This is a genomic window from Bacteroides sp., from assembly GCF_030151085.1.
Classification (GTDB): Bacteria; Bacteroidota; Bacteroidia; order Bacteroidales; family Bacteroidaceae; genus Bacteroides.
In genome coordinates this window covers 1-25,488 of sequence record NZ_JASLER010000069.1, presented here as the reverse complement: position 1 = coordinate 25,488, position 25,488 = coordinate 1, and the positions used below count along the sequence as shown (strand labels likewise).

Here is a 25,488-nt window from a genome sequence, read left to right as displayed (position 1 = left end):
TTGGAAGATTATGAAAAAATATAGTTTATATTTGTTTGCTCTTCTCTGTACGGGAGCTATGGTTAGTTCATGTACAAATCTCGACGAGAAAATATATGATAGATTGACAGAAGATAATTTCTATCAGGATGAAAAAGATATAGTTGCTGCAATTACCCCCGTGTATACTGATTATCGGGGACTTTTGGAGTGGCGTAAGTGGTGGGATTTTGAGGAATCTACTGATGTTGCTGTTACTCCCAGGGCTGCCTGGTTTGATGGCGGTATCTACATCCGTTTACATAAACACACCTGGAAACCGGAAGATCCTCACTTTTCTGATCTTTGGGGACAGGCTTACGGAGGCATTAGTAACTGTAACCGGGTAATTTATCAGCTGAATAACCTGAACTTTGATGTGGCAGGAAAAGAAGGAGTGATTGCAGAACTGGAGGTAGCCCGTGCTTACTGGTACTACATCTTGTGTGAAGCTTTTGGAAATATACCTATTGTAGACCGGTTTGATGTACCTGAAGGATTCTTACCGGAGACAAGTAAGCGTGAGGAAGTATATGCTTTTATAGAGAGTAGTCTTAAAAACAATATTGATAAGTTGAGTGAAGATACAAAGACTTATTATGGCAGATTTAATAAATGGAATGCCAAAATGTTGTTGGCTCGTCTCTATCTGAATGCTGAAACTTGGATTGGAAAGAATATGTATGCGGAGTGTAATACTCTTTGTTCAGAAATCATGGCATCCGGGAAATATGTATTGGAGAACGATTTTAGCGCACCTTTCTATACTCAGAATGAAAACTCTTCCGAAATTATATTTGCATATCCTGCCGATGAGGTGAAAACGGGGAGTACCATCTATATGGCTTTGCAAAAAACACTTCATCCCTCAAATGTAAAGACCTTTAATCTGCAAACATGGCTGGATAATGGTGTATGTGCAGTTCCTAGTTTTATTGATAATTATGCAGATGGTGATAAACGACTGCAAAAGACATGGAGAATGGGACAACAATATGGTAGTGATGGCTCTGTATTATATTGTACCGGTCTTGTTCCAGGTTGGGAAGGGAAACCTTTGATTTATACAAAAGAGGTGAGTAACCTTGAAAATGGTGGAGAAGCAGAAGGCTACCGATGTGGTAAATATGAAATTAAAATGGGAACTTCGCGTGCGCTGGACAATGATTGGGTTGCCATGCGATATGCAGAAGTATATTTTATGAGGGCCGAGTGTATTCTGCGTACTAATGGAAATGCCGATGAGGCTGCACTGTTGATAAATGATGTGCGTAAACGTGCTTTTGATGGTGATTATAAGCTGACGGGAGCCGATTTACTTAAAACGATTGATGTGAACGCTGCTCCTGTACGTTTTGGAGTCTTATTACAGGAGTGGGGTAGGGAATTTGCTTTGGAAGGCTTGAGAAGAAGCCAACTGATTCGCTTTGACAATAACTATACACAGGGTGAATGGACATTCCATGAATCCTCTAAAAAGACTCATCTGAATTTATTCCCTATACCCTTGTCTGAACTTCAGGCAAATAATAAGTTGGTTCAGAATGACGGATATAAGTAATAACATAACAATATTGATGAATTATGAATAGAGTAAAAAAGAGTTTATTGGCATTATTGGGCTTGGCATTTGTAGGAGGGATATTCGTTGCCTGCAAATCATCTACAGCACCACCTATATCCCAAACTTTATCGTCCGAACAACTTCTGGATAAGATAAAGGGAGGATGGGCAGGTCAGACTATTGGAGTCAGCTTCGGTAGCTACACTGAGTTTCGACATCAAGGAACATTTATACAAGATTATCAGACTATACCCTGGCATGAGGGATATGTGCAAGAGTTAATGGATTCATGGCCTGACCTCTATGATGATATTTACATGGATCTGACCTTTGTCGATGTACTTGAAAGAGTAGGAATGGATGCTCCGGTTGATTCCTTTGCCTTGGCTTTTGCAACAGCCGATTATAATCTGTGGCATGCCAACCAAGCTGCACGTTACAATATTCTGCATGGTGTGAAGGAGCCCGGTCATTGGCTGGTCAATCCTCATGCGGATGATATCGATTATCAGATAGAAGCCGACTTCGCCGGTTTGATGAATCCCGGTATGCCGAATTCAGCATCCGAAATAAGTGATAAGATAGGTCATATCATGTGTTATGGCGATGGCTGGTATGGAGGCGTATATGTTGGAGCTATGTATAGTTTGGCATTTGTTTCAAAGGATATTCACTATATAGTAAATGAAGCTTTAAAGACAATACCGCAGGAAAGTACATTCTATAAGTGCATTGCCGATGTGATAAAATGGCATAAGCAATATCCTGATGATTGGAAACAGGCTTGGTTTGAGTTGCAGAAGCATCATGCTGAAGAGATAGGATGCCCTGATGGAGTTTTTGCCCCATTGAATATTGATGCAAAGATTAATGCGGCTTATATCGTACTTGGATTGCTCTATGGCAATGGAGATTTCACTAAGACCATGGAAATATCTACGCGTGCAGGTCAGGATTCTGATTGCAATCCCTCTTCCGCCGGCGGTATTTTAGGTACAATGATGGGCTACAGTAATATCCCCGAATATTGGATGAAAGGTTTGAAAGGTGCTGAGGGTAAGAACTTCAAATATACTTCATTATGTTTGAATGATCTATATGATATTAGCTACAAGCATGCCTGTCTAATGATTCAGAAGAATGGAGGTACTGTTGCAGAAGATCATATCGTTTTGCCTGTACAAACTCCTGCGGTTGTACGTTTGGAACAATGTTTCGAAGGATTGTATCCGGTAACTAAGACAGGTTTGCACCGTGCAGATATCGATACCTTATCTTTTGATATGGAGGGTAATGGTTTTGTAATCAGAGGTGAAGCTGTCCGTAGAGATTTCAATAAACCGGATGACGTTATAAAAGCCAAGCTTTATATTGATGATCAATTTGTAGAAGAAGCTGAGTTTCCTGCAAGTTTCCGATATCGTCGCTTGGATTTGTTTTGGAATTACCAGTTGCCGAATGGAAAACATAACATAAAGATAGTGGTTGAGAAACAGGATGTAAATGCATTGCTTCGCTCTTGGGAATACATTGTGTATTTGAAGAAGTAAAGCATTGATTAAAGCGACAATCCTTTCATTCATTGGGACGTATTTTCCATTGTCCATATATGATTTGGGCTATATTTGAGGTCTGAACTATGGAACAATGGAAAATACGAATATGAAGAAAATACTAATTATTATTGTATGTTTGATATGTACTATTGTTTGCAATGCACAAACAATAGGTGGACACTATTACCTCAAGAATCTCAACATAAGAGACGGCTTGTCCCAAAATACCGTAAATGATATATTACAAGATAGAACCGGTTTCATGTGGTTTGGAACAAAAGATGGTCTGAATCGCTATGATGGTTCTTCGTTTAGGAAGTTCAAGTATGATAGAGCTGACAGGCAGAGTATCGGGAATAATTATATACTCGCCCTTTATGAAGATATAGAGGGAAATATTTGGGTTGGTACGGATGTGGGCTTATATATATATTATCCGGAGAGGGATTGCTTTGAAGCTTTCAAGCAATTGAGCAATGAGAATACTACCATAGACTATGCGGCTGCAATGATTACGGGAGATGGAAATGGGGATGTTTGGATTACAGCAGAGCGTCAGGGACTATTCCATTATAATCTTCGGACAAAAGAATTGAAGAATTATACGTTAAAGAACTTTCCTTTTTTAACCTCCAATGTAAATTGTGTGGTTTTCGATAATAACGGTACGACCTGGATTTATGGAAATGGGTTGTTTTATTCAAAAGACGGACTTCAAACTATTTCTCCTTTTATTTCTTCTGACGGTAAAAAAGTGTTCGAGGGAGATCCGCTTATGAAAGTGGTGCTGGGAACTTATAATTGCCTTTACACTGCTTCGGTTGGTGGAGGTATTAAAGAGGTGAATTTAGGATCGGGAAAAGTACGTGATTTATTGCTGACAGATGAAACTGGTGAGCGAATATGGTGTCGCGAATTGATGCTTTCTTCTGATGATGAATTATGGATTGGATGTGAATCGGGGATTTATATCTATAATCTTCGGACAGATAAATATACGCATTTGAGAGGATCTATGTATGATCCTTATTCTTTGTCAGACAATGCAATTTATTCATTGTGCAAAGATCGTGAAGGAGGTATTTGGATGGGTTCTTATTTTGGAGGTATAAACTATTATCCCCATTCATATACTTACTTTGAAAGATACTATCCGAAAGGAGTTGAAGATGGGCTGCATGGAAAACGGATACGTGAATTTTGCCAGGATAAACAAGGAAAGTTGTGGATTGGAACAGAAGACGGTGGATTGAATAGATTTGACCCGGTGACAAAAGAGTTCAACTTCTTTACCCCGAGCCTGGGTTTTACGAATGTACATGGACTGTGTTCTATAGGGAATGAACTTTGGGTTGGTACATTCTCTAAAGGTCTGAAAGTTATTGATATAAATACTGGAACTATTTTGAGATCGTATCAATATGATGGTAGTCCGCATTCATTAAATGATAATAATGTTTTTGCTATCTGTAAAACTGCTGCCGGGGATATTTATGTGGGAACCGGATGTGGTTTGATGCATTACAATAAGCAACAGGATAATTTTGAGACCATTCCGGAATTGTTTGGAATATTTGTATATGATGTAAAAGAGGATAAGGATGGAAATTTGTGGCTGGCTACGTATGTGAATGGCGTTTATCGTTATGATGTGGGCAAAAAGAAGTGGAAAAACTATACGCATGACGAAAAAGATGAAAAGAGCCTTTCCAATAACAAGGTACTGAGTGTTTTTGAAGATTCGCGTCGAAATATTTGGTTGACTACACAAGGAAGGGGGCTTTGCTTATTTCACCCGGAAACAGAGAACTTTACGCGATATGACACAAGCAACGGCTTGCCGAATGACGTGGTCTATCAGATGGTGGAAGATAATGATGGTGTATTTTGGTTGACTACAAATAGTGGATTGGCACGTTTTAATCCTACTTTAGGAGATGTAAAGGTATATACAACTGCAAATGGGTTGCCGAGTGATCAGTTTAATTATCGTTCCAGTTTCAAAGATAAAGATGGTACTATTTACTTTGGAAGTATTGAAGGTTTTGTAGCATTCAACCCAAAGACATTTTCAGAGAATAATTATGTACCTTTTGCTGTTATTACCGATTTCCTATTATTCAATAAGGAGATGCGGGCCGGGGCTCAATATTCTCCATTAAAGAAAAATATTACTTTTTCTGATAAGTTACTGCTTCGGGCAGATCAGAATTCCTTTTCCTTTCGTCTTGCCGCTCTAGGCTATCAAGCTCCGAAGATGAACAAGCTGATGTATAAATTGGATGGTTTTGATGAAGAATGGTTGACTGTAGGCGAAAGTCCGTTGGTTACTTATTCTAATCTGCATTATGGGGATTATGTATTTAGAGTGAAAGCTTCGAATAGCGATGGCATATGGAATAAGGAAGAAACGACTCTGCAAATCCGTATTCTGCCTCCTTTCTATCTTTCTGTTTTGGCGTATATCATTTATGTATTATTATCCATAGGCTTCTTTGTATATTTATATCTTTATCTCAAGCACCGCAATAACAGAAGGCAGCAGAGGCAGATGGAAAAGTTTGAGCAGGAAAAGGAACGGGAGATTTATAATGCAAAATTTGATTTCTTCACGAATGTGGCTCATGAGATACGTACTCCGCTGACTTTGATTAAAGGACCTTTAGAGAATATCATTCTAAAAAAGAATGTTGATATAGAGACCCGTGAAGATATGAATATAATGAAACAGAATACAGAGCGTCTGTTAAATCTGGCCAATCAGTTATTGGATTTCCGAAAAACGGAAAGTCAAGGGTTTAGTTTAAACTTCACAAGGTGCAATATAAAGGAGGTTGTGAAAGAAACTTATCTGCGATTCACATCTCTTGCGAAACAGAAGGGATTGGAGTTCACTTTGAAGGTACCGGCAGATGATTTCTATGCGCATGTTAATAAAGAAGCTTTTATTAAGATACTCAGTAATTTGCAAAGCAATGCAATGAAATACGCAGAGAGCTATGTACAAGTCTTGTTAGAGTTTAATCAGACAGTTGAAAATGGGGAGTTTTATATTCGGACAATCAATGATGGTATTCTTGTACCGGACACAATGAAAGAGGAGATATTCAAACCTTTCGTTCGTTTTGATGGAGAGGGAAGTGGAAGGGTTACTACCGGTACCGGAATTGGATTAGCTCTTTCCCGTTCTTTGGCCGAATTACACCGGGGAAGTTTAAGAATGGTTGAAGGAGAGCAGGCAAATGTATTTTGCCTTACTTTACCGACTACCCAGGACAATGCCATTATAATGGATTCTGAATTTGCGGGCAATATCGAACTTCCTACAGAATCACCTACAAAAGGTGGGGAACAGATGGAAAATAATGAAAGTAGATATACCGTACTGGTTGTTGAGGACAATCCGGATATGCTTTTGTTTGTAAATCGGCAATTGGCTCATGAGTATGTGGTATTGACTGCAACCAATGGGGAAGAGGCTCTGCATCTTTTAGATGAGAATTTTGTGAATATCGTGGTCAGTGACGTCGTTATGCCGGTGATGGATGGTTTTGAACTGTGCAAAACAGTCAAATCCAAGTTAGATTATAGTCATATCCCCATTATATTGCTGACTGCAAAGACTAATATTCAGTCTAAAGTAGAAGGATTGGAATTAGGAGCAGATGCATATATAGAAAAACCATTCTCTCCGGAATATCTTTTGGCTGCTATTTCGAGTTTGATTAAGAATAGAGAGAAGATGCGGCAAGCTTTTGCCAAATCTCCTTTTGTAGCTGCCAATACAATGGCACTGACAAAAGCCGATGAGGAGTTTATCAAGAAATTGAATGAAATAATCCTTTCCAACCTTCATAATCCGGAGTTTAGTATGGAGGATATAGCCGAAATACTAAATATGAGTCGTTCTAACTTCTATCGGAAGATAAAAGGTGTCCTTGATTTGACACCTAGTGAGTATCTGCGCATTGAACGGCTAAAGCGTGCAGCCCAATTATTGAGGGATGGAGAAAACAGGGTCAATGAGATATGCTATATGGTAGGTTTTAATTCTCCATCCTATTTTTCAAAGTGTTTTTTGAAACAGTTTGGGGTCTTACCGAAGGATTTTGTAGAATGAAATGAATAATCACTATTAATAATCAGAATATTATGAAATGTATAATTAACAAGTTGTTTATTGGTGTATTGTTCCTTTTAGGAGCAGTGGTTTGTAGCTGTAACTCCAAACCGGGAGATACAATGGAGAGTAGTATTGAGGGGAAAGATACTCTTGGTTTTAAGTATATTGATATTGTACACATTACGCATACCGATTATGGATATACAGATCATGCTCTTGTTGCAATTGATTTACACAAACGCTTTATTGATGTTGCTTTGGACTTGGCTTTGCAAACAAAAGATGAAATGGAAGAAAACCGATTTGCATGGACGGTAGAGGCGCTCGATCCATTTTATTCCTGGTGGAACTCGGCTCCTGAGAATAGACAGGAAGAGATGTTGAGCATGATTAAAAATAAGCAGATTGGAATTAACGCTATGCCTTTCCATATTCATCCGTATGCCAATACAAAGCAATGGGATGAAATGTTTAACTGGATTCCCGAGAAAATGTGGTCCCAGTTGGATATAGAAGTGGGTATGCAGCATGATGTAAACGGTTTTCCACGCGCAGCAGCTATGAGGTTACTAGATCGTGATATACATTATATTTGGACAGGTATTAATCCGCATTGGGGAGGTTCGCCGGTTGAACAACCGGGAGCTTTCTGGTGGAAGATGCCTGACAACAGGAAACTGTTGGTTTGGTCGGGATATCCTTATTGGCAAGGCTACTTGTTCTTTGCTGAACGTGAATGGCGTTTGCAGCAGCGTGAGTATGCTAATACGCAGACTTCATGGCCACGTAATGGGAATATTTTGCAAACTGACGAAACATCCATGCATAATGCGCATGATGTTTGTGTGAAACGGTTGCAGGATTTGAGGGAGAAAGGGTATGATTATCCATTCCTTACACTGACTTTTACTAATGAGTGGCGTTGTGATAATGACGGGCCTATGCCACAATTGCTTGCTTTTATAAAGAAATGGAATGAAATGGGGCTCAAACCTATGTTGCGGATGAAGACAGCTGGTGAAGCAATGAAAAATATAGAGAAAGAAGTTGGCAGCCAGTTGAAGACATTCGAGGGAGAATGGCAAGACTGGTGGGCTTTTGGTGGTGCAGCTATGCCACGAGAGATGGAAGTGGCTCGTCGGGCTGTTTATTATGAAAAAGCTATTGACTCACCTGTTTGGGGAGAATTGAATAATGGAACTAAAGATGAATTGAAAGAGATTAATCGTCTGTTGTGCCGCTATTTTGAGCATACATATGGCTCTAATGAGACCTCTGAAGCTCCTTACAGTTTGTATACACAAGGGCAACTGAATGAAAAGAACAGTTTTGCTTACCGTCCGTGGGAGAGAGGTAAATATTTGCTGGCTCAATTGGCGCGTAATAAGTTTGCGCAGGAAGATGCTGGTTTATATGTTACCAATGCGGCAAATGCACCCTATACAGGGTGGATTAAACTAGATGTTACCGGTTTTAGAGAGGTAGATTATAAATCGGTACGGAATAGTATGACAGGTAAAACTTATCCTTTGTTTAAAGAAGGTGATTATGTTTGGCGTTGGGTAGTTGATGAGAATCTTAATACCAGTCGTGAAGCGATACCCGGAGGTACTGAGGCGTGGTTTTGGGTATCTGATATGCCGGCAAATTCATATACTCAGTTTACTCTTCAAGTTGCTGAGATAGGAGAACCGGAGAAGCAACCAGATTTGCCCGAACTCTCTTTTGATAAGAATGGTTGGATTACGTCTGCTCAGTGGAAAGGTATGAGTGAACCGTTGTTTACTGAAGGATTGGCTGATTTTATGGTAGTACATTTTAATGATATGGATAGATGGTCTCAAGGAGATATCTATATGCATTTGGATGATAAACAGCGGAAAAAGAAGTTTGATGAGATAACTGAGGTGGACTGGGCAAAACCGAAGGGTAAAGCTAAAGTTAGGGAAACCCCTTACTCCTGGATTATCTCACAAGACATGGAACATCCGAGGGTAAAGAATATGAATCGTCAGGTCGAGATATTTAAAGAAGTTCCGAGGGCGAAAGTCAATGTTTTCTTTGATCGAATTTCTTCAATTGCTCCCGAGGTGTTTTATGCAAAGTTCCCTTTCCCGCAAGATTGCAAGCAGCCTGTGGCTACCAATGGGGGTATTCCCTGCGAATTATATAAGGACCAAATACCTAATTCGTGCAAGGACTTTTTTGTCATTGATAGTTGGGTGAAATATGACATGCAGGATGGTACCCGTATTTGGTCATCAGGTGATGTTCCGATTGTTAGTTTTGGTGGTCATCATATGGGGGCGAGGCTACAGGATGCACCTGAAAATTCTAATGAACTGTATGGTATGTTATATAATAATCTGTGGGTGGTTAATTTCTGTGTGGATTCTCCAGGTGAAATGAACTTTGAATTCGATCTGACTTATAGTAAAGGGAAACTATCCGTAGAGCAAATTACTGACAAGATCGATTCATATTATATGCCGATGCCTGTTGTAAATACTCCCGAAGCACGGGAAGATCCGATAGTGCATAAGTATATGAATACGCCCCAACGTTTAACATCGGGTTATTAGCATTCTGAATTCTTGGTCTCGATACAATGAGGGGGGAAATGTAGTGATAACCCCAATATTGTACTTACTCCTTATAAATCCCTCTTTTATTCGTCGAAGTCCTACTATTAAGTCTAAAACTCCCCAGTTTTAATTCGTTCCACCCGGTTACTTTTTCGTTCCACCTAGGTAAAACGAAAAGTCAACCAGGTGGAACGAAAGGATAACCAGGTGGAACGAATTAATATCGCTGACAACGACACTAAAAGAGGGACTATTGGGTATTAAAAGTGGGGACTTCTTTAACTACTCTCCGGAAAGAATGGAGTTAAAAAATTAGAACGCATCGCTCTTCATTTAATTCAAAACCCTTTCAGTAATAATGAAAACGCACTTAATTCATTAATTAGACTAGACTATATATTAGTGAAAAAAGTGAATTAGACTTTTGGAATAGAATATCGGGGTATTATCATACTAGATTGGGACGCTGATACCATTTATTGGGACGTTTATTCACGGCTAAATCCTTTTTGCACGCTACTTTTGCTCTCAGGGATCACCCCTTATTAGTTTTTGATCAAACACTATTTAATGGATTAATTTAGCTTCAATTGCGGAGTATAAATTATTTGTATAAACCTATTTGTTAAACTAAAAATATGGTATTTTGAATTATGAAAAACAAAAACATTCAGATCAAGATTCGGAAGAGTTTTCTTTGGAATTTTAAGGCGTATGCATTTATAGGATGCTTGGCGCTACCATTAAATGTATTAGGTGAATCTATTTTGTCGGACATCGGACATGTCGTAGCTCTATCTCCTGCTGAGAGAATTAAAGTAACGGGTACTGTAAAGGATGAAGCCGGTATTACTCTACCCGGTGTGAACGTAGTCGTAAAAGGAACCATCATTGGTGCCATTACTGATGCTAATGGACAATTCTCATTAGAAGCTCCGAGTGATGGTGTATTACTATTTACTTATGTAGGCTTCGGGACACTTGAGCAACCTATCAAGGGAAATGGAAGCCTTGATATAGTGATGAAGGAAGGTGATACGAAATTGGAGGAAGTTGTGGTAGTGGGATACGGCACTCAGAAGAAAGTGAGTGTGGTAGGATCTATATCTAATATTGCTCCGAAAGCAATCAAGCAGACGGCAACTACTTCGCTTCCGAATGCTTTATCCGGACGAATGCCGGGTATCATTACCAGACAAACATCGGGTGAACCTGGATTTGATGCTGCTTCTATTTATATTCGTGGTATTGCAACCTGGGGAGAAAAAGCCCCTTTAGTATTGGTAGATGGTATTGAACGTGCTATCGGTTCGGTAAATCCTGATGAGGTTGAAAGCTTGTCTGTGCTTAAAGATGCATCTGCAACGGCTGTGTATGGAGTGAAAGGTGCTAATGGTGTTATTTTGATAAATACAAAAAGGGGTAAACAAGGGAAACCTCAGGTTGCGTTCCGCACGGAATCTGCTATACTTACCAGCTTGGCAGAAAGGAATTATATTGATGGTTATGAATATGCTTCTTTGATGAACGAAGGATTGGCGAATGTGGGTAAAGCACCTCGTTGGTCGAATGATGAACTGGAGAAGTTCCGTACAGGTTCAGATCCCTATCTGTATCCGAATGTTGACTGGATAGACAAGGTTCTTAATAAGAATTCATACCAGACAATTAATAATTTGAGTGTAACGGGCGGTAATGAAATAGTACGCTATTACATCAACTTGGGGTATTCGATGCAGTCAGGTATCTACAAAACCGATAGTAGCAATCCGCATAATACCAATGCAAAGGTTTCGAAGTATAATTATCGTTCTAATATTGATATAAACTTGACAAGAGACTTGGTTGTGGAATTGGGTATTGGCGGTATTATCGACGATAGAAACTATCCTGGTGCCGGTGCTGCCGGAATTTTCAATGGACTGCGTGATACAGGTCCTATTGCTTTCCCGGTCACAAATCCGGATGGGAGTATCAGCGGTTTGCCTACCTATATAGGTTCTAACCCATGGGGACAGTCCACACAGACTGGTTATTCTGATGAACATCTGACGACTATACAGTCTACAGCAGGTTTGACTTGGGACTTATCCCGGTTGGTAACAAAAGGGTTATCTGTGAAGGGACACTTTTCTTATGACTTTTATCATGCCAACAAAGCGTTGCGTTATAAGGATTTCGGTATAAAGCAGTACATCGGGAAGAATGATCAGACCGGAGAAGATGTATACATCACACACCGGGAGGATAAAGCAATGGGTTACAACATTCAACAGAATTCCAATAGGGCTATCTATATGGACTTCTCTGTAAATTATCAGCGGACCTTTGACAAGCATTCGGTTTCGGGTATGTTGCTGATGAATCGCCGGCAGTATGATAATTTATCGGCTGGTTCTTCAATTATGAATTTGCCTTATAGAAGTCAGGGTCTTGCTATGCGTGCAACATATGACTATGCACAACGATATTTTGTAGAGTTTAATGCCGGCTATAATGGATCGGAGAACTTCCCGAAGGGAAAGCGTATGGGCTTCTTCCCGGCAGTATCTCTTGGTTGGTTAGTTTCGGGCGAGCCATTCTGGAATGATAAAGTGATCAGTAATTTGAAACTTCGGTTCTCTCATGGTGAGGTAGGTAATGACCAGATAGGTGGTGACCGTTTTCTCTATTTGACGAAGATGGATCAGAATTGGGAACAATTATACTATTTTGGAAAAGATCAGATTAAGTGGAGTGGAATGATAGAATCCAAGATAGGTTATAATAATGTTACTTGGGAAACAGCAGTAAAAACGAATTTAGGATTCGATTTGGGTCTATGGAGAGATAGACTGAGTTTGCAGATGGACTTCTTCTATGAAAAGAGAAAAGGAATCTTGATGCAACGCCAGTCCGTACCCACCGGGGCAGGTTTCCTCGCAGCAAGCGTATTATGGGGTAACTTGGGTATAGCCGAAAATAAGGGTTTTGACGCATTATTAGAATTTAAAGACCGCACTGCCGGAGGGTTATTCTACTCATTGAGAGGTAATGTTACGTATGCTCGTAGTAAAGTGCTTGAGAATGATAAGGCCGATCCGCTTTATGCAAACTTGTCAGAATTGGGACATCCTATAGGTCAACCTTTCGGACTGGTAGCAGAAGGTTTCTTTGAATCGGAGGCAGATATTGATAATTGGTACGACCAGTCTTTATTGGGAGGACGTCCGCGGCCAGGTGATGTGAAGTATAAAGATATTAACGGAGATAAGATTATCGACTCGAATGACCTGTGTGCGATTGGCTTTACTCGTGAACCGGAGTTGGTTTTTGGATTTGGTGGAACAGTTGAGTACAAAGGATTCGATTTGAGTGCCTATTTTACGGGAGCCGCCCGTACAAGTACATTCTTTGAAGACCGTACTTTCTGGCCGTTTGCAAGCGGTATGGGCTTCTTTAATGTGTTTAAAGAAGTTTACGACAATCGTTGGACACCTGAAACAGCGGCTACTGCAACATATCCGTTGGTAACCGACGGCTTTAATGTACAGAGCATGAGACGTTCTACTGTTTGGCAGAAAGACGCCAGTTATTTACGTTTAAAGAACCTGGAGGTGGGATATACGATACCTAAGAAAGTGATAAATAAGTTGAAAATTAGCAATCTAAGAATATTTGTAAACGGAACTAACCTCTACACGTGGGATAAGATCAATCATACGATTGATCCGGAATCTGATAACTGGTATCCTATTCAACGTGCTGTGAATTTTGGACTTGCAGTAGAATTTTAAAAAAGTAGAATGATTAAATTTGAACGAATATGAAACGAAATAACATCATTTATATCACTTTGCTGATGATATTTTTGGGAGTAAATACCTCCTGTACCGATTACCTGGATAAAGCGCCCGATGAAGACTTGACACTGAACGATGTATTCACGCGCGAGAATTATGCCGAGCAGTTCTTGTCATCTATCTACTGGAATATGCCTTGGGAGTTGAACTTTACGAATGACTGGGGGCACAATCCCTTCGTTGGTGCTGCCGATGAACTGGACTACCCTTATACCAATTGTTTTGCATACTTCATGAATAATGGTGCATGGACACCCGACAATGTATTGAGAGACATTTCCAATATGGCTTATCAAGGTATTCGGAAAACGAATATTTTCCTCGAAAATGTAGGAAAGCTTCCGATGGATGAGGCTAAACGTACCGGTTGGGTTGGTGAAGCTACTTTCCTGCGTGCATTCTTTCACTTCCAGTTATTACGTATCTATGGCCCGATACATATCACAGAAAGAGCGCTTGATCCTAATGAAGACTTCTCGGAATTGTGCAAGCGCATGCCGTTGGACCAGTGTGTAGATTTCATTACAAGTGAATGCGAGCGTGCCGGTGGTATGTTGAAAATGAAAGAGGGCTCAGACAGATACGGAAGAGTTACGAAAGCAGCTGCTATGGCACTAAAGGCAAGAGTACTACTTTATAGAGCAAGTCCGTTGTGGAATGGCAATCCTGATTATGCCGATTTTACAGATAAGGAAGGAAATCACCTGTTTCCTACTGCCTATGACGCAGATCGTTGGAAAACAGCAGCCGAATATACAAAAACCTGTATCGACGAAATGGAAAAGGCTGGTTACGGGCTGTATTATGCAGCATCGGGCGATCCGGTGGAGAACTATCGCTATTTATTCGTAGAGAATTGGAACAAGGAAATAATTTTCGCAAAGAATGTAGCTGTTTATGACCAGATGGAACGTGCAGCCGCTCCACTTAGTCTTGGCGGATGGTCGGGTTTATGTCCTACTCAAGAATTGGTTGATGCTTACGAGATGGCAGATGGTTCTACTCCTATTTTAGGCTATAATGCCGATGGCAGCGCTATTATTAACAAGGAGTCAGGCTATTCGGAAGAAGGTTTTAAGGCAATGGCACATGAAAAGGGATACTATCCGGACAATACTTTTAATATGTTTGTAGATAGGGAACCAAGATTTTATGCTACGATAACTTATAGTGGTGCTTACTGGCGTGGTCGGCAGATTGACTTTCGTATGGGTGCTACTGATGGCCGTACTGGTGGCCCGGACTATACCACTACCGGTTACCTGATGCGTAAATTCCTGGATGAAAAAGGTGTGGATATATTGAGAGGTGTATTTGTGAATAAGACATGGAACTACTTTCGGTTAGGCGAACTCTATTTGAACTATGCTGAGGCTTTGAATGAAGCTTCGGGACCGATAGATGATGTGTATAAATACATGAATTTGATACGCAAACGTGCAGGAGTGCCAGACTTGAAAGCGGGCTTGTCTCAGACAGAAATGAGACAGAAAATCAGACACGAACGTCAAGTGGAACTTGCCTTAGAGACACACCGATACTTCGATTGTAACCGTTGGAAAATAAGCGAACAGACAAAGGCAGTTCATGGAATGGATATTGGAGCGCGTGACAACAGCTTCTTCAAACGTGCTTTCGTGGAAGAAAGAGTATTCGAAGCGCCCAAGCATTACTTATGGCCATTCCATCAGGATGAAGTCAACAAGAACACCGATATATTCGTACAGAATCCGGGTTGGGGTGGAACAAAATAGATTATTGGTTTTAGGTTTATCTCATTTATTGGTAAAGTAGATTGTTTTGTGAGGGTATATTTACTCCAAAGATACCCTCCTTAAATAACTTATTGCTGATTAGAGGATCTGATTAGATATTTGTATTAATACCACAAACTCATATGAAAAAGGTAATATTGCTATTATTCTTGTATTTTAGCTCTTCGCTTTGGGGGCAGACAAAAGACATTGTAGACTATGTTGATCCTATGATTGGAAACTCCGATTCGCGATGGATGCAGTTTCCAGGGCCGGCAATGCCATTTGGAATGGTAAAACTGAGCCCTGACAATCAAGGGAATGTATGGAGAGGAGGTTATGAATATAAGATAGACCAAATCATCGGTTTTAGTCATATACATAGCTGGACAATGGGTGGTTTGCTGACCATGCCCGTCACCGGCTCTCTGAAGATTACACCGGGCGAAGAGAATGACCCGGACAGCGGCTATCGTTCCCGTATTAAGCATGAGAACGAGAAGGCTGCCCTGTCCTATTATTCTGTCCTTCTGGATGATTATAATATTAAAGCAGAGCTAACATCGACTACACGTACCGGCTTCCAGCGATATACATTCCCTGCATCGGACAGTGCACGCATCCTGTTCGATTTGGAGAATGGTTCGGAATACCCCTATGAAGTAAGATGGGCTTCTATCTCCAAAGTGAGTGATTATGAAATAGAAGGTTTTTCCACTCAAGCATCTTATGATGAACCTACTAACCTGTTGAATGACTATACGGTCTATTTCGTAGCTCGTGTTGACAAGCCTATGAAGTCATTTGGAACATGGGTAAACGGATATGTTGATACCAACTCTACCATCTGCTGGGGCAGACGTGACGTAGGGGCTTTTATGAATTTCGATACCCGTAAGGATGAAGTTATCCAGTTGAAAACAGCTATATCTTATGTCAGTATAGAACAAGCCCGGAAAAACTTGGAGCACGAGTCCGCTAGCTTTGGATGGGACTTTGAAGGAGTTCGTAACTATGGCGTTGGCGAATGGAGAAAAATACTGGGTGCAATTGAAGTAGAGGGTGACACCGAAGAAGATAAGCGGAAATTCTATACCAATTTATACCGTTCTTACTGTTCACGTACAATCTTCAGTGATGTAGACGGGCAATATGTCGATATGTACGAGCAGGTGCAGCAGTTGAAAGATCCTGCTTCGCCCATCTATGGTTGTGATGCTTTTTGGAATACTTTCTGGAACTTGAATCAACTATGGACACTTGCCACTCCGGACATTGCTAACAAGTGGGTAGAGTCTCTCTTGGAATACTACAGAGTAGGTGGATGGTTGCCTAACGGCCCTCCGGGAGTGGAATATTGTGACATTATGGGAGCCCAGCACGAAATACCCCTTATGGTGAGTACTTATCAGAAGGGAATCCGTAATTATGATATAGATAAAGCGTATGAAGCTATCAAGAAGACATTGACAACCCAAGGTACGGCACTTTCTTCGGGAGGTATTGTAGGCAACAGGCACCTGGATGTATATCTGAAGCACGGATATGTTCCTTATGGCGAAAAGTCACACCATAATGTTTTCGGTACTACTTACGAAGGTCCTACCTCCAATACATTGGAGTATGCTTTTGATGATTGGAACATGGCACAACTAGCCAAAACACTGGGGCATGAAGAAGATTATGAATACTTCACGAAGCGCGCCTATAGTTACAAAAATGTATTCGATTCCGAGACTAAATATGTACGCCCCAGATATAGTGACGGAACATGGATGCAGAACTTTCAACCGGTCAATAAGGAAGAACACTCCAACAGTTGGTCATGGCTCGGTTCCGGATTTGTAGAAGGCAACTCGTGGCAATATACCTGGATGGTGCCCCATGATATGAACGAGTTGGTAAAGATGATGGGAAAGGAGGAATTCAACCGACGCTTGAATGAAGGGTTCGAAATGTCTTCCGAGTACAATTTCTCTCCTCCGGGCGATCGTTTTAGTGCCGCTTACGTGAATCATGGCAACCAACCTTGTATGCAGGCTGCTTTTCTGTTCAATTATTCGGGGAAACCTTGGTTGACGCAATATTGGGCGCGCGAGGTGATGAACAAGTATTATGGTTCTACTCCCCTCCATGGCTGGCCGGGAGATGAAGACCAAGGCCAGGGAGGTGCGTGGTTTGTAATGGCAGCAATGGGCTTGTTCGAGATGGATGGCGGCGGAAGCACCAAACCTTTCTATGAGATTAGTTCTCCGCTGTTTGAGAAAGTGACGATTCATTTGGATAGTAAATATTATAAAGGCGGCACGTTTGTAATCGAGGCGAAAGGTGTGTCTAATGAAAATCGGTATATCCAGTCTGCCAAGTTGAATGGGAAGAAACTTTCCAAGCCTTGGTTCTATCATTCCGAGTTAGTGAATGGCGGCAAGCTGGAGTTGGTAATGGGGAAGAAGCCGAATCACAAATGGGGAAGCCGTCCGGAAGATACTCCTCCTTCCATGTCGAAGGTAGAAAAGTAAGTATTGTTTTTTTGTTTAACCAATTTATATCATAAGAATGAGAAATATTTGTTTGAAAGTATTGCTTTTTTTGAGTATTGTCGGTATGCTGGATTGTCATGCCCAGGTGAGGGGAGGAGAATTGGGGAGTCTGACCACCATACAAGAGGGCGTCCGCAATTGCAGAGTGAGTAGCGCCGATAAGACGGGGAATAATAATGATAATGTAGGTCCGATAAAGCCGGGGGAGAAGTGGAGTGTGGACATACCAGGTACGGGTATCATCAACCATATATGGTTTACCATCGCTCCAATGCATATCATGAGAAACGATCTCATTTTCCGGATATACTGGGATGGTCAGTCCACCCCTTCGGTAGAGTCGCCCATTGCCGCCTTCTTTGGAAATGGATGGGACGAGCATTACGAATATTCCACCCTTCCATTGGCTGTGGGGCCTACGAATGGAATGGGGCTTGTATCTTACTTCCAGATGCCGTTTGCCAATGGTGCCCGGTTGGAGATAGAGAATCAGAGTGACATAAATATCGATTGTATCTATTTCTATGTAGATTATACGGAAATGAAGAAGTTGCCTGCCAACCTGGGACGCTTTCATGCCTGGTATAACCATGAATTGACGGATGCTTTGCCCGAGGGTGAAACAGAGTGGGGACTGGTAGGCAGAATGGAAAACAATGTAGATGGTGCCAACAATTACCTTTTCGCTGACATAAAGGGCAAAGGACATTTTGTGGGCATAAACTATTATGTTCATTCCCCGTCCACCATGTGGTATGGTGAGGGTGACGATATGATTTTCATCGATGGCGAAAAGAAAGCCTCTTTGTTGGGTACAGGTACCGAGGACTTCTTCAATACTTCCTGGTGTCCGAAGTCACTGTTCAGTCATCCATACTATGGCTATGCCAGGGTGAATAATGATAACGGCTGGCTGGGGCGAACACATGTCTATCGCTTCTTCATAGCCGATCCTATCTATTTTGAGAAGTCTTTTAAGGGAACCATTGAGCACGGGCACAATAATAACCTGACCCTGGATATAAGCAGCGTTGTTTATTGGTATCAATCCGAAGCCGGAATTCTGCCTCCTGCGCCTACCAAAGAAGACAGAAAACCCAAAGCTTTTATCCGTGATCAGGACATACACCGGTGGCGGCACGAGTGGAGAAAGAATTCAGGTAACGGCTCGAAGCTGTGGGGCTATGAAACTAAGGTTGAAAAGTGATTTATTTTATTAATTTTGTGTGGATTAATAAGCAGAATTGGAATTTTGTATGCGGATGATAAATAGAATGATTTAAACAAATAATAAATATGAAATTTAAGATTATATGGATATGGGCAATGTTGCTATCTCTTCATGCCTACCCACAAAACAGTGGTAACAATGGATACTCTTCCCAAAAGTCTGAAACTGTCGCTGCCGAAGTGAAGAAAGGTAACTTGTCGATAAATGCATCAATCGTAGCTTCGTCTTCAAAGGGAGGACGTGCTGCGAATAAAGCTGTTGATGACAATTTAGTTTCATTCTGGCAGGCAAATAAACCGGAAGGGTGGATTGTGGTCGACTTGAAAACTCCCTGTGCACTGACTAATATCTGCCAGGTGTTCCAGCAATCGTCCGTTTGGAGGTTCAAGCTAGAGGGGTCGGTTGATAATGAGAACTGGCTGTTGTTAGTAGACAGAACTAAAGGTATTGCCGGCGATATCTTTGCCGAGAGTGTGAACGGAGTATATCGTTATGTAAAGCTGACCGTATCAGGCTCTGCCGATGGTTTCCTCCCTTCTTCGAAAGAGTTGATTATAAACGGAACAAGTGCGGATAGAAACATAGCTTTGGGAAAACAATGTACCGATGTTGTGGTAAAGCAAAAACATACTCCGAAAGATGCCTTGGATGGAAATATATCCACTTATTGGATAGCTGCTGACGGTCAGTTCCCCCAGTCTATGACTGTCGATTTGAAGGAATCCTGCACTTTATCCGGCATTCAGCAGATATTCAAAGACCACGATAACTGGAAGTTTAAGGTAGAAGGCTCTAATGATGAATCGCAATGGACGGCATTGGCTGATAACTCGGACGGTATCAGTGGATTTGATTTTAAGACTCCTGTGTCAGGACAATTCCGCTATGTCCGGCTTACTGTCCTGGGATCCTCCAAAGGGTATTGGGCGCATAGCTGCGAATTCCGTGTATTTGGCACAGAGAAGAGTGTAGAGTCTCAGGATAATCGGGAACTTCAGAACCTGGCATTTGATGCTTTGACTACCACCTCTTCGTTTTGCGATAATGACCATGCCCAAAAGAAAGCATTCGATGGTGATGAGACTACCTTTTGGTATGCCGACAGTAATACTTTCCCTCAATGGATTTGTGCCGATTTAGGTTTGCCATGCGACGTCAGGAACGTAAAACAACTGTTCGCCGAGAAAGATATCTGGTCCTTCATCCTCGAAGGTTCTAAAGATAATAAAGACTGGGATTTATTGGCAGACTGCCGCTCCGGTTTTGCCGGCTCCGAGTACTCCAAGGAATTGAATGGAACCTATCGCTATATCAGGCTGACCATACTGGATGCAGCGAATAATAACAGGGCAAGTAGCCGCTCGCTCACTATTCAAGGATTTGGTTCGCCCGATAACGCAACCTGGTGGGAAGAAACCTCGGGTATGACAAGATACTATCCTAAATACTACAAGCAATCTTTAAACTCCATAAAGGATAGTTTGGATATACTGAAGGCACAAGGTTATCGTAGTATCGAACTTTCTGCCATCTATGAAGGTGACCCAAGTGTATGGGGTGGATTGGGTGCAACGAATAACTATACTATCGACCCCTCTATCGGAACACTCAAAGACTTTGAGGACCTTCTTCAGGAGATGCATGCCCGTGACATGAAACTGACTTTCTTCGGCAACGTAGGCTATTGCTGGCATAAAGCCCCTTTCTTTGAGAAAGCATGCGATGACCAACGTAACAACGTATATAGTAAAGAGAGAAACTGGTTCCACTTCAGTGACAAGAAGGTGAATGACAACTGGTTTTGGAGCGATAGGGCCAACGCCTATTATTACTCCTGCTGGGGAAACTCGGATGGTGCCGAAGGACGTATTCCGAGTTATAACTTCAATAACCGGGAGTGGCAAGAAGAGTGCCGCAATTATCTGAACTTTTGGGCGGACAAAGGCGTAGACGGCCTACTCCTGGATGCTCCCGAAGTGTACGATGGCATTACTGACAACATTATTGATGAATCCATCATAAAAGTCCTGAATCGCAGAGGGATATTGACCAATGCCGAAGGAGCCTGGAATATCGATAAGTGGATAGGTAGATTTGGTTTCCGTCTTATCCAAGGTTTTGATATGTACGGTTGGGGTGGTGGAAAGAACAGCGAAGCCTTGAATGCCCGAAGAGCCCAGAACCCCGGTCATTTGAATACTAAGTTGAAGGACTACAGAGACCGTGCCGTAGCATTGGGTGCCACCACCATTACTCCCCCTATGTGGGAAATCCCGGCAACCATTGAGGAACGTCTTTTCGAAGTCGCCTATCTGGTGTCTATGGGAACTTTAGTGATTAATCATTATGGTGACCATCATCAGCAGTATATCGCCCAATTCATTCTTGATAAATGGCCTCAAAAAGACCAAAAGCAGTTTTATAATTTAATCAGACTGCAAAACAGCTATAATGCACTAGCTCCCTTGGGACAACGCACCTGCATTCCATCCAATGATGATAATAAATATTTAGTTTTCAAGCGTAGTAATAAGGATGGTAAGGTTTCAGCCCTCGTAATCATGAGTTTCCAGAACAGTACAGAAACTATTTCTGTCAATTTGAAGAATACAGGTATCAGGATGGGACAAGCTCCTATAAATCTTCTGAATAAAAGTGAAGCTATTCCTGTTCTTTCCGAGAATTACCAGGTCACATTACCTGCTTATGGGTATTTGATATTGGGAGTGCAAAATGAAGAATAATGAAGGGAGTTTCTTATACTCTCATAGATAATTAGATTTTTTTGATCATTATTCCGTGGGACTGTGAAGTTCTGCGGAATTATTCGTTTATTCAGCCTAGTTCGATAGCTATAGGACGGGCTGTCTGATTTTAATATTCGACGTTCGTCTTTGTTTGTTATCTAAAAAAACTATATTTGCACAATCTATAACAAATATGACCTAAGTATTTTGTCTCTGCAATTTATGAAATGCCGCGTTCTGATACTTCTCGTTGGGCTGCTACAGGCTTTGACGCTTTTCCCGCAAAGTACGGGGCGCTTCTTCGAGCAGTATAATTTCAAGTTTATCACGGAGAATGCGGGACTACCCTATAGCTTTGTCGACGATATATTCAAAGATTCTGAAGGTTATATCTGGGTAGCCACGCACTATGGGATTGGGAGATATGACGGCTATCAATTTCAAAACTTCAATATGCAGACGGAGCCGATACGGCTGAAGAATGACTTCGTACATAAGATTTGCGAAGATAACTTCCACCGCATGTGGATAGCATCTGAGGGCGGAATTGATATATTTGATTTGGATACCTATACTCTGGTAGAACTAGATATTCCTGCAGATAGCCCCTTACATCAACTGCTGAACGAAAATGTCCACACTATCTATAAGGATAAAAAAGGAGATTTGTGGATATCCTCCAATAAAGACTTGTGGTGTATCGAACTGGATAAAAAGGGAGCTGTGGCAAACTATTATTGCCTGAAGAACGACTATTCATCCCCCGTCCACGATATTCTTGATCTCGACTGTGCTATCTGTGCCGGCATTGATAATGAAGTATGCCGGCTAGTGAAATGTGCGGACAACCGCCTGGAGGCAAAGATACTCTCCGATAGCCTGGTATCCTTTAGTAAGGACTGGCGGATATCTTGCCTGGAAGCCGATGGCGATGATCTATGGATAGGCTCGAACAGAGGATTATTCCGGTATAATTATAAGGATCAGAGCCTTAAGAGATACCGCTATTCCACACATCGCCCGGGCATGTTGAGCCAGGCTTTTATAACAGATATCAAGCTGACTGAGAAAGGCCATCTGATTGTATCGACCCTGAATGGACTCAATGTATATAATAGAGAATCGGACACCTTCTCCTTTATTCGTCAGACCAGTGAGCGAGGTGGCGTTACCCTAAATTGCAATGCTATCAATTGCTTGTTTACCGAAGGAGAAACCATTTGGGTAGGAACAGAAACAGGTGGTATCAATTTGCTCTCTCCGAAGCGTCTGCAAGCAGAACTGTTAACTTGTGAATCTCCTTCCGAGACTTCGGGTATGACTACTCCTGTCAATGCCGTTAGTGAAGATAGTGAAGGCAATTTTTGGATTGCTATGGTGGAGCATGGGCTGATGAAGTGGAACCATACGAGCAAGGCATGCACCCACTACCTCTTTTCGCCTACCGACATCACTTCCATCAGTAACAATACACTCAATGGCATTTTGATAGATTCGGATAACTACTTGTGGGCATATACCTGGGGTGTGGGCATCAACTGCATGGACCTGAACATTCCCAACAACCGTACTTTCAAGCGTTACACCCGTGAAGAGATCCCTGAGATAGAAGGCGATTTTATTAACAGTGCCTGTGAAGATAAGATTAACCACGGAATATGGTTCGGTTCTACTCGTGGTGTTCAATTCTACAATAAGCGGAACGGTAGCTTTACCAGAGTGCCGTTTGATGAATCGGATAATGAGTTCGAGGCTATTCATGCACTGCTGATAGATGCTAAGAAACGTCTGTGGGTAGGTACTACGCAAGGTGTATTTGTAGTAGACCTTGCCTCTTTTGCCCGATCCAATAAGCACTTTGACTATAAGTACCTGCGCTACAAACTGGATAATCCCAATTCTACACAGTTGGAGAAGATTATCAGTATCTTTGAAGACAAAAGCGGAGTGATATGGCTAGGTGGCAATGGTAGTGGACTGTACCGATTGGAGAGCGACCAAAACAATCACTTTGTCTTCAAGAACTACACCACCCGTCACGGACTGGCCAACAACACTATCACCGGAATGACCGAAGATGCACAAGGCAACCTGTGGCTTACTACCAATGACGGTGTTTCCAGGCTGGACCTGCAAACAATGACATTTAGCAACTACACTCAATCCGATGGCCTACCCACTACCCAATTCTATGCAAACGGCATTCACTATTCGGAGAAGCGGAATCTGATTTATCTGGCTACGGTAGACGGGTTGATCCTTATACATTCTAACAAAGAGAATTCTTCCCCGTTGGATGCTCGTGTGAAGCTATCCTCACTGACGATAGGCGGTAACACCATTTATCCTGCCGGTGGTAATTATCTGACAAAGAATATTTCGTTGGCTTCCGGTATTCGATTGCACGAAAAGGAGAGTCGTATCTCCATCGGTTTTACTACGCAGAATTATGGTAACAGCAACCGTATCCGCTTTGCTTATCGCCTGAAAGGCTATGAAGACGAATGGAATGAGACACAACCGGGCGATTACATGGCGAGATATACCTTTGTACCCTCGGGCAACTATACTCTGCAAGTCCGTGCTACCGATGAACTGGGGCGCTGGTCCGACCATATCACAGAACTGGAAGTCGATATTGCACCCTACTTCTACAAATCTTTCTGGTTCTATCTTCTTCTCATTGCTTTGGTCTGTCTGGGAGTCTATCTGTTCTATAGATGGAAGATCCGAAGCTATCGGGAGCAAAAGGCTTTGTTGGAGAAAGAAGTCGAATTACGTACACAGGAACTTGCCGTTCAGAACCAACAGTTGGAAGCGCTGGCTCGACATGTAGAGGAGATAACCGAAGAGAAGATCACCTTCTTTACCAATATCACCCATGAGTTCCGCACACCTGTGACGTTGATACATGGTCCCATAGAACATGCCTTGAAGGAAACGCAGGATGAGGCTGTGAAGGCACAGTTGCAGATTGCCGAGCGCAACTCCAGCTATCTGCTTTCGTTGGTGAATGAACTGATGGACTTCCGTAAACTGGACATCGACAAGGTGACACTGGACAAGCATCCCGAGAATATCATCGATTTTCTTTCGGAGTTGCTTATTCCTTTCCGTGTCTTTGCTAAAGAACGCTATATAGAGATACGTACTTATTTTCGTCTCGACAATCCCTGCCTGATGATGGATACCGGCTACATGCGTAAAGTCATGGTCAATCTGGTATCCAATGCCATCAAGTTCACGCCGGACAATGGACGTATCGATCTCTTTGTAGCCTCTGTGCGGGGTGCAGATAATGAAAATTTACTCTATATCAATGTCTGTGATACAGGTCATGGTCTTGTAGTGGAAGATGTGGAGAAGATATTCGAACGTTTCTATCAGTCCAAGAAAAGTGTTCGCTATCCCGTTTACGGGCAGAGTGGCACAGGTATCGGACTTTTCCTTTGCAAGCGGATTGTCAATTTGCATGGAGGTACGATTTATGCCCGCAATAATCACGGGCAGGGAGCTTCCTTCCGTATT

At 41.8% G+C, this 25,488-nt stretch carries 10 protein-coding genes; all 10 read left to right on the top strand.

Annotated features, from left to right (window positions below; translation table 11 throughout):
* Positions 1–10: 10 nt before the first annotated feature.
* Positions 11–1,579: a RagB/SusD family nutrient uptake outer membrane protein gene (locus Q1W14_RS13845; RefSeq protein WP_300702347.1), complete on the top strand. Its 1,569-nt coding sequence runs from the start codon at positions 11–13 to the stop codon at positions 1,577–1,579.
* A 23-nt stretch (positions 1,580–1,602) separates the two neighbouring features.
* Positions 1,603–3,132: an ADP-ribosylglycohydrolase family protein gene (locus Q1W14_RS13840; RefSeq protein ID WP_300702346.1), complete on the top strand. Its 1,530-nt coding sequence runs from the start codon at positions 1,603–1,605 to the stop codon at positions 3,130–3,132.
* A 112-nt stretch (positions 3,133–3,244) separates the two neighbouring features.
* Complete coding sequence (locus tag Q1W14_RS13835; RefSeq protein ID WP_300702344.1) at positions 3,245–7,258, top strand: two-component regulator propeller domain-containing protein; 4,014 nt, start codon at positions 3,245–3,247, stop codon at positions 7,256–7,258.
* Between the two features lie 32 nt (positions 7,259–7,290).
* Complete coding sequence (locus Q1W14_RS13830; protein WP_300702343.1) at positions 7,291–9,843, top strand: hypothetical protein; 2,553 nt, start codon at positions 7,291–7,293, stop codon at positions 9,841–9,843.
* Positions 9,844–10,499: 656 nt separating this feature from the next.
* Complete coding sequence (locus tag Q1W14_RS13825; protein ID WP_300702342.1) at positions 10,500–13,622, top strand: TonB-dependent receptor; 3,123 nt, start codon at positions 10,500–10,502, stop codon at positions 13,620–13,622.
* Positions 13,623–13,651: 29 nt separating this feature from the next.
* A complete protein-coding gene (locus Q1W14_RS13820; protein WP_300702341.1) occupies positions 13,652–15,442 on the top strand; it encodes a RagB/SusD family nutrient uptake outer membrane protein in 1,791 nt (596 codons plus the stop codon).
* 143 nt (positions 15,443–15,585) lie between these two features.
* Positions 15,586–17,961 carry a GH92 family glycosyl hydrolase gene (locus Q1W14_RS13815; protein ID WP_300702339.1) on the top strand — a complete coding sequence of 792 codons (2,376 nt, stop codon included), beginning with the start codon at positions 15,586–15,588 and terminating at the stop codon, positions 17,959–17,961.
* 37 nt (positions 17,962–17,998) lie between these two features.
* Positions 17,999–19,189: a glycoside hydrolase family 172 protein gene (locus tag Q1W14_RS13810; protein WP_300702337.1), complete on the top strand. Its 1,191-nt coding sequence runs from the start codon at positions 17,999–18,001 to the stop codon at positions 19,187–19,189.
* Between the two features lie 89 nt (positions 19,190–19,278).
* Positions 19,279–21,957, top strand: coding sequence for a discoidin domain-containing protein (locus tag Q1W14_RS13805; RefSeq protein ID WP_300702335.1), 2,679 nt, complete (start codon positions 19,279–19,281; stop codon positions 21,955–21,957).
* A 225-nt stretch (positions 21,958–22,182) separates the two neighbouring features.
* On the top strand, positions 22,183–25,488 hold a 3,306-nt coding region (locus Q1W14_RS13800; protein ID WP_300702334.1), incomplete at its 3' end, for a two-component regulator propeller domain-containing protein.

Excerpts from the sequence above, each read along its gene's own strand:
- Q1W14_RS13830 (WP_300702343.1), top strand. The coding sequence starts at position 7,291 with ATGAAATGTATAATTAACAAGTTGTTTATTGGTGTATTGTTCCTTTTA.
- Q1W14_RS13825 (WP_300702342.1), top strand. The coding sequence starts at position 10,500 with ATGAAAAACAAAAACATTCAGATCAAGATTCGGAAGAGTTTTCTTTGG.
- Q1W14_RS13840 (WP_300702346.1), top strand. The coding sequence starts at position 1,603 with ATGAATAGAGTAAAAAAGAGTTTATTGGCATTATTGGGCTTGGCATTT.
- Q1W14_RS13820 (WP_300702341.1), top strand. The coding sequence starts at position 13,652 with ATGAAACGAAATAACATCATTTATATCACTTTGCTGATGATATTTTTG.
- Q1W14_RS13845 (WP_300702347.1), top strand. The coding sequence starts at position 11 with ATGAAAAAATATAGTTTATATTTGTTTGCTCTTCTCTGTACGGGAGCT.
- Q1W14_RS13815 (WP_300702339.1), top strand. The coding sequence starts at position 15,586 with ATGAAAAAGGTAATATTGCTATTATTCTTGTATTTTAGCTCTTCGCTT.
- Q1W14_RS13835 (WP_300702344.1), top strand. The coding sequence starts at position 3,245 with ATGAAGAAAATACTAATTATTATTGTATGTTTGATATGTACTATTGTT.
- Q1W14_RS13810 (WP_300702337.1), top strand. The coding sequence starts at position 17,999 with ATGAGAAATATTTGTTTGAAAGTATTGCTTTTTTTGAGTATTGTCGGT.
- Q1W14_RS13805 (WP_300702335.1), top strand. The coding sequence starts at position 19,279 with ATGAAATTTAAGATTATATGGATATGGGCAATGTTGCTATCTCTTCAT.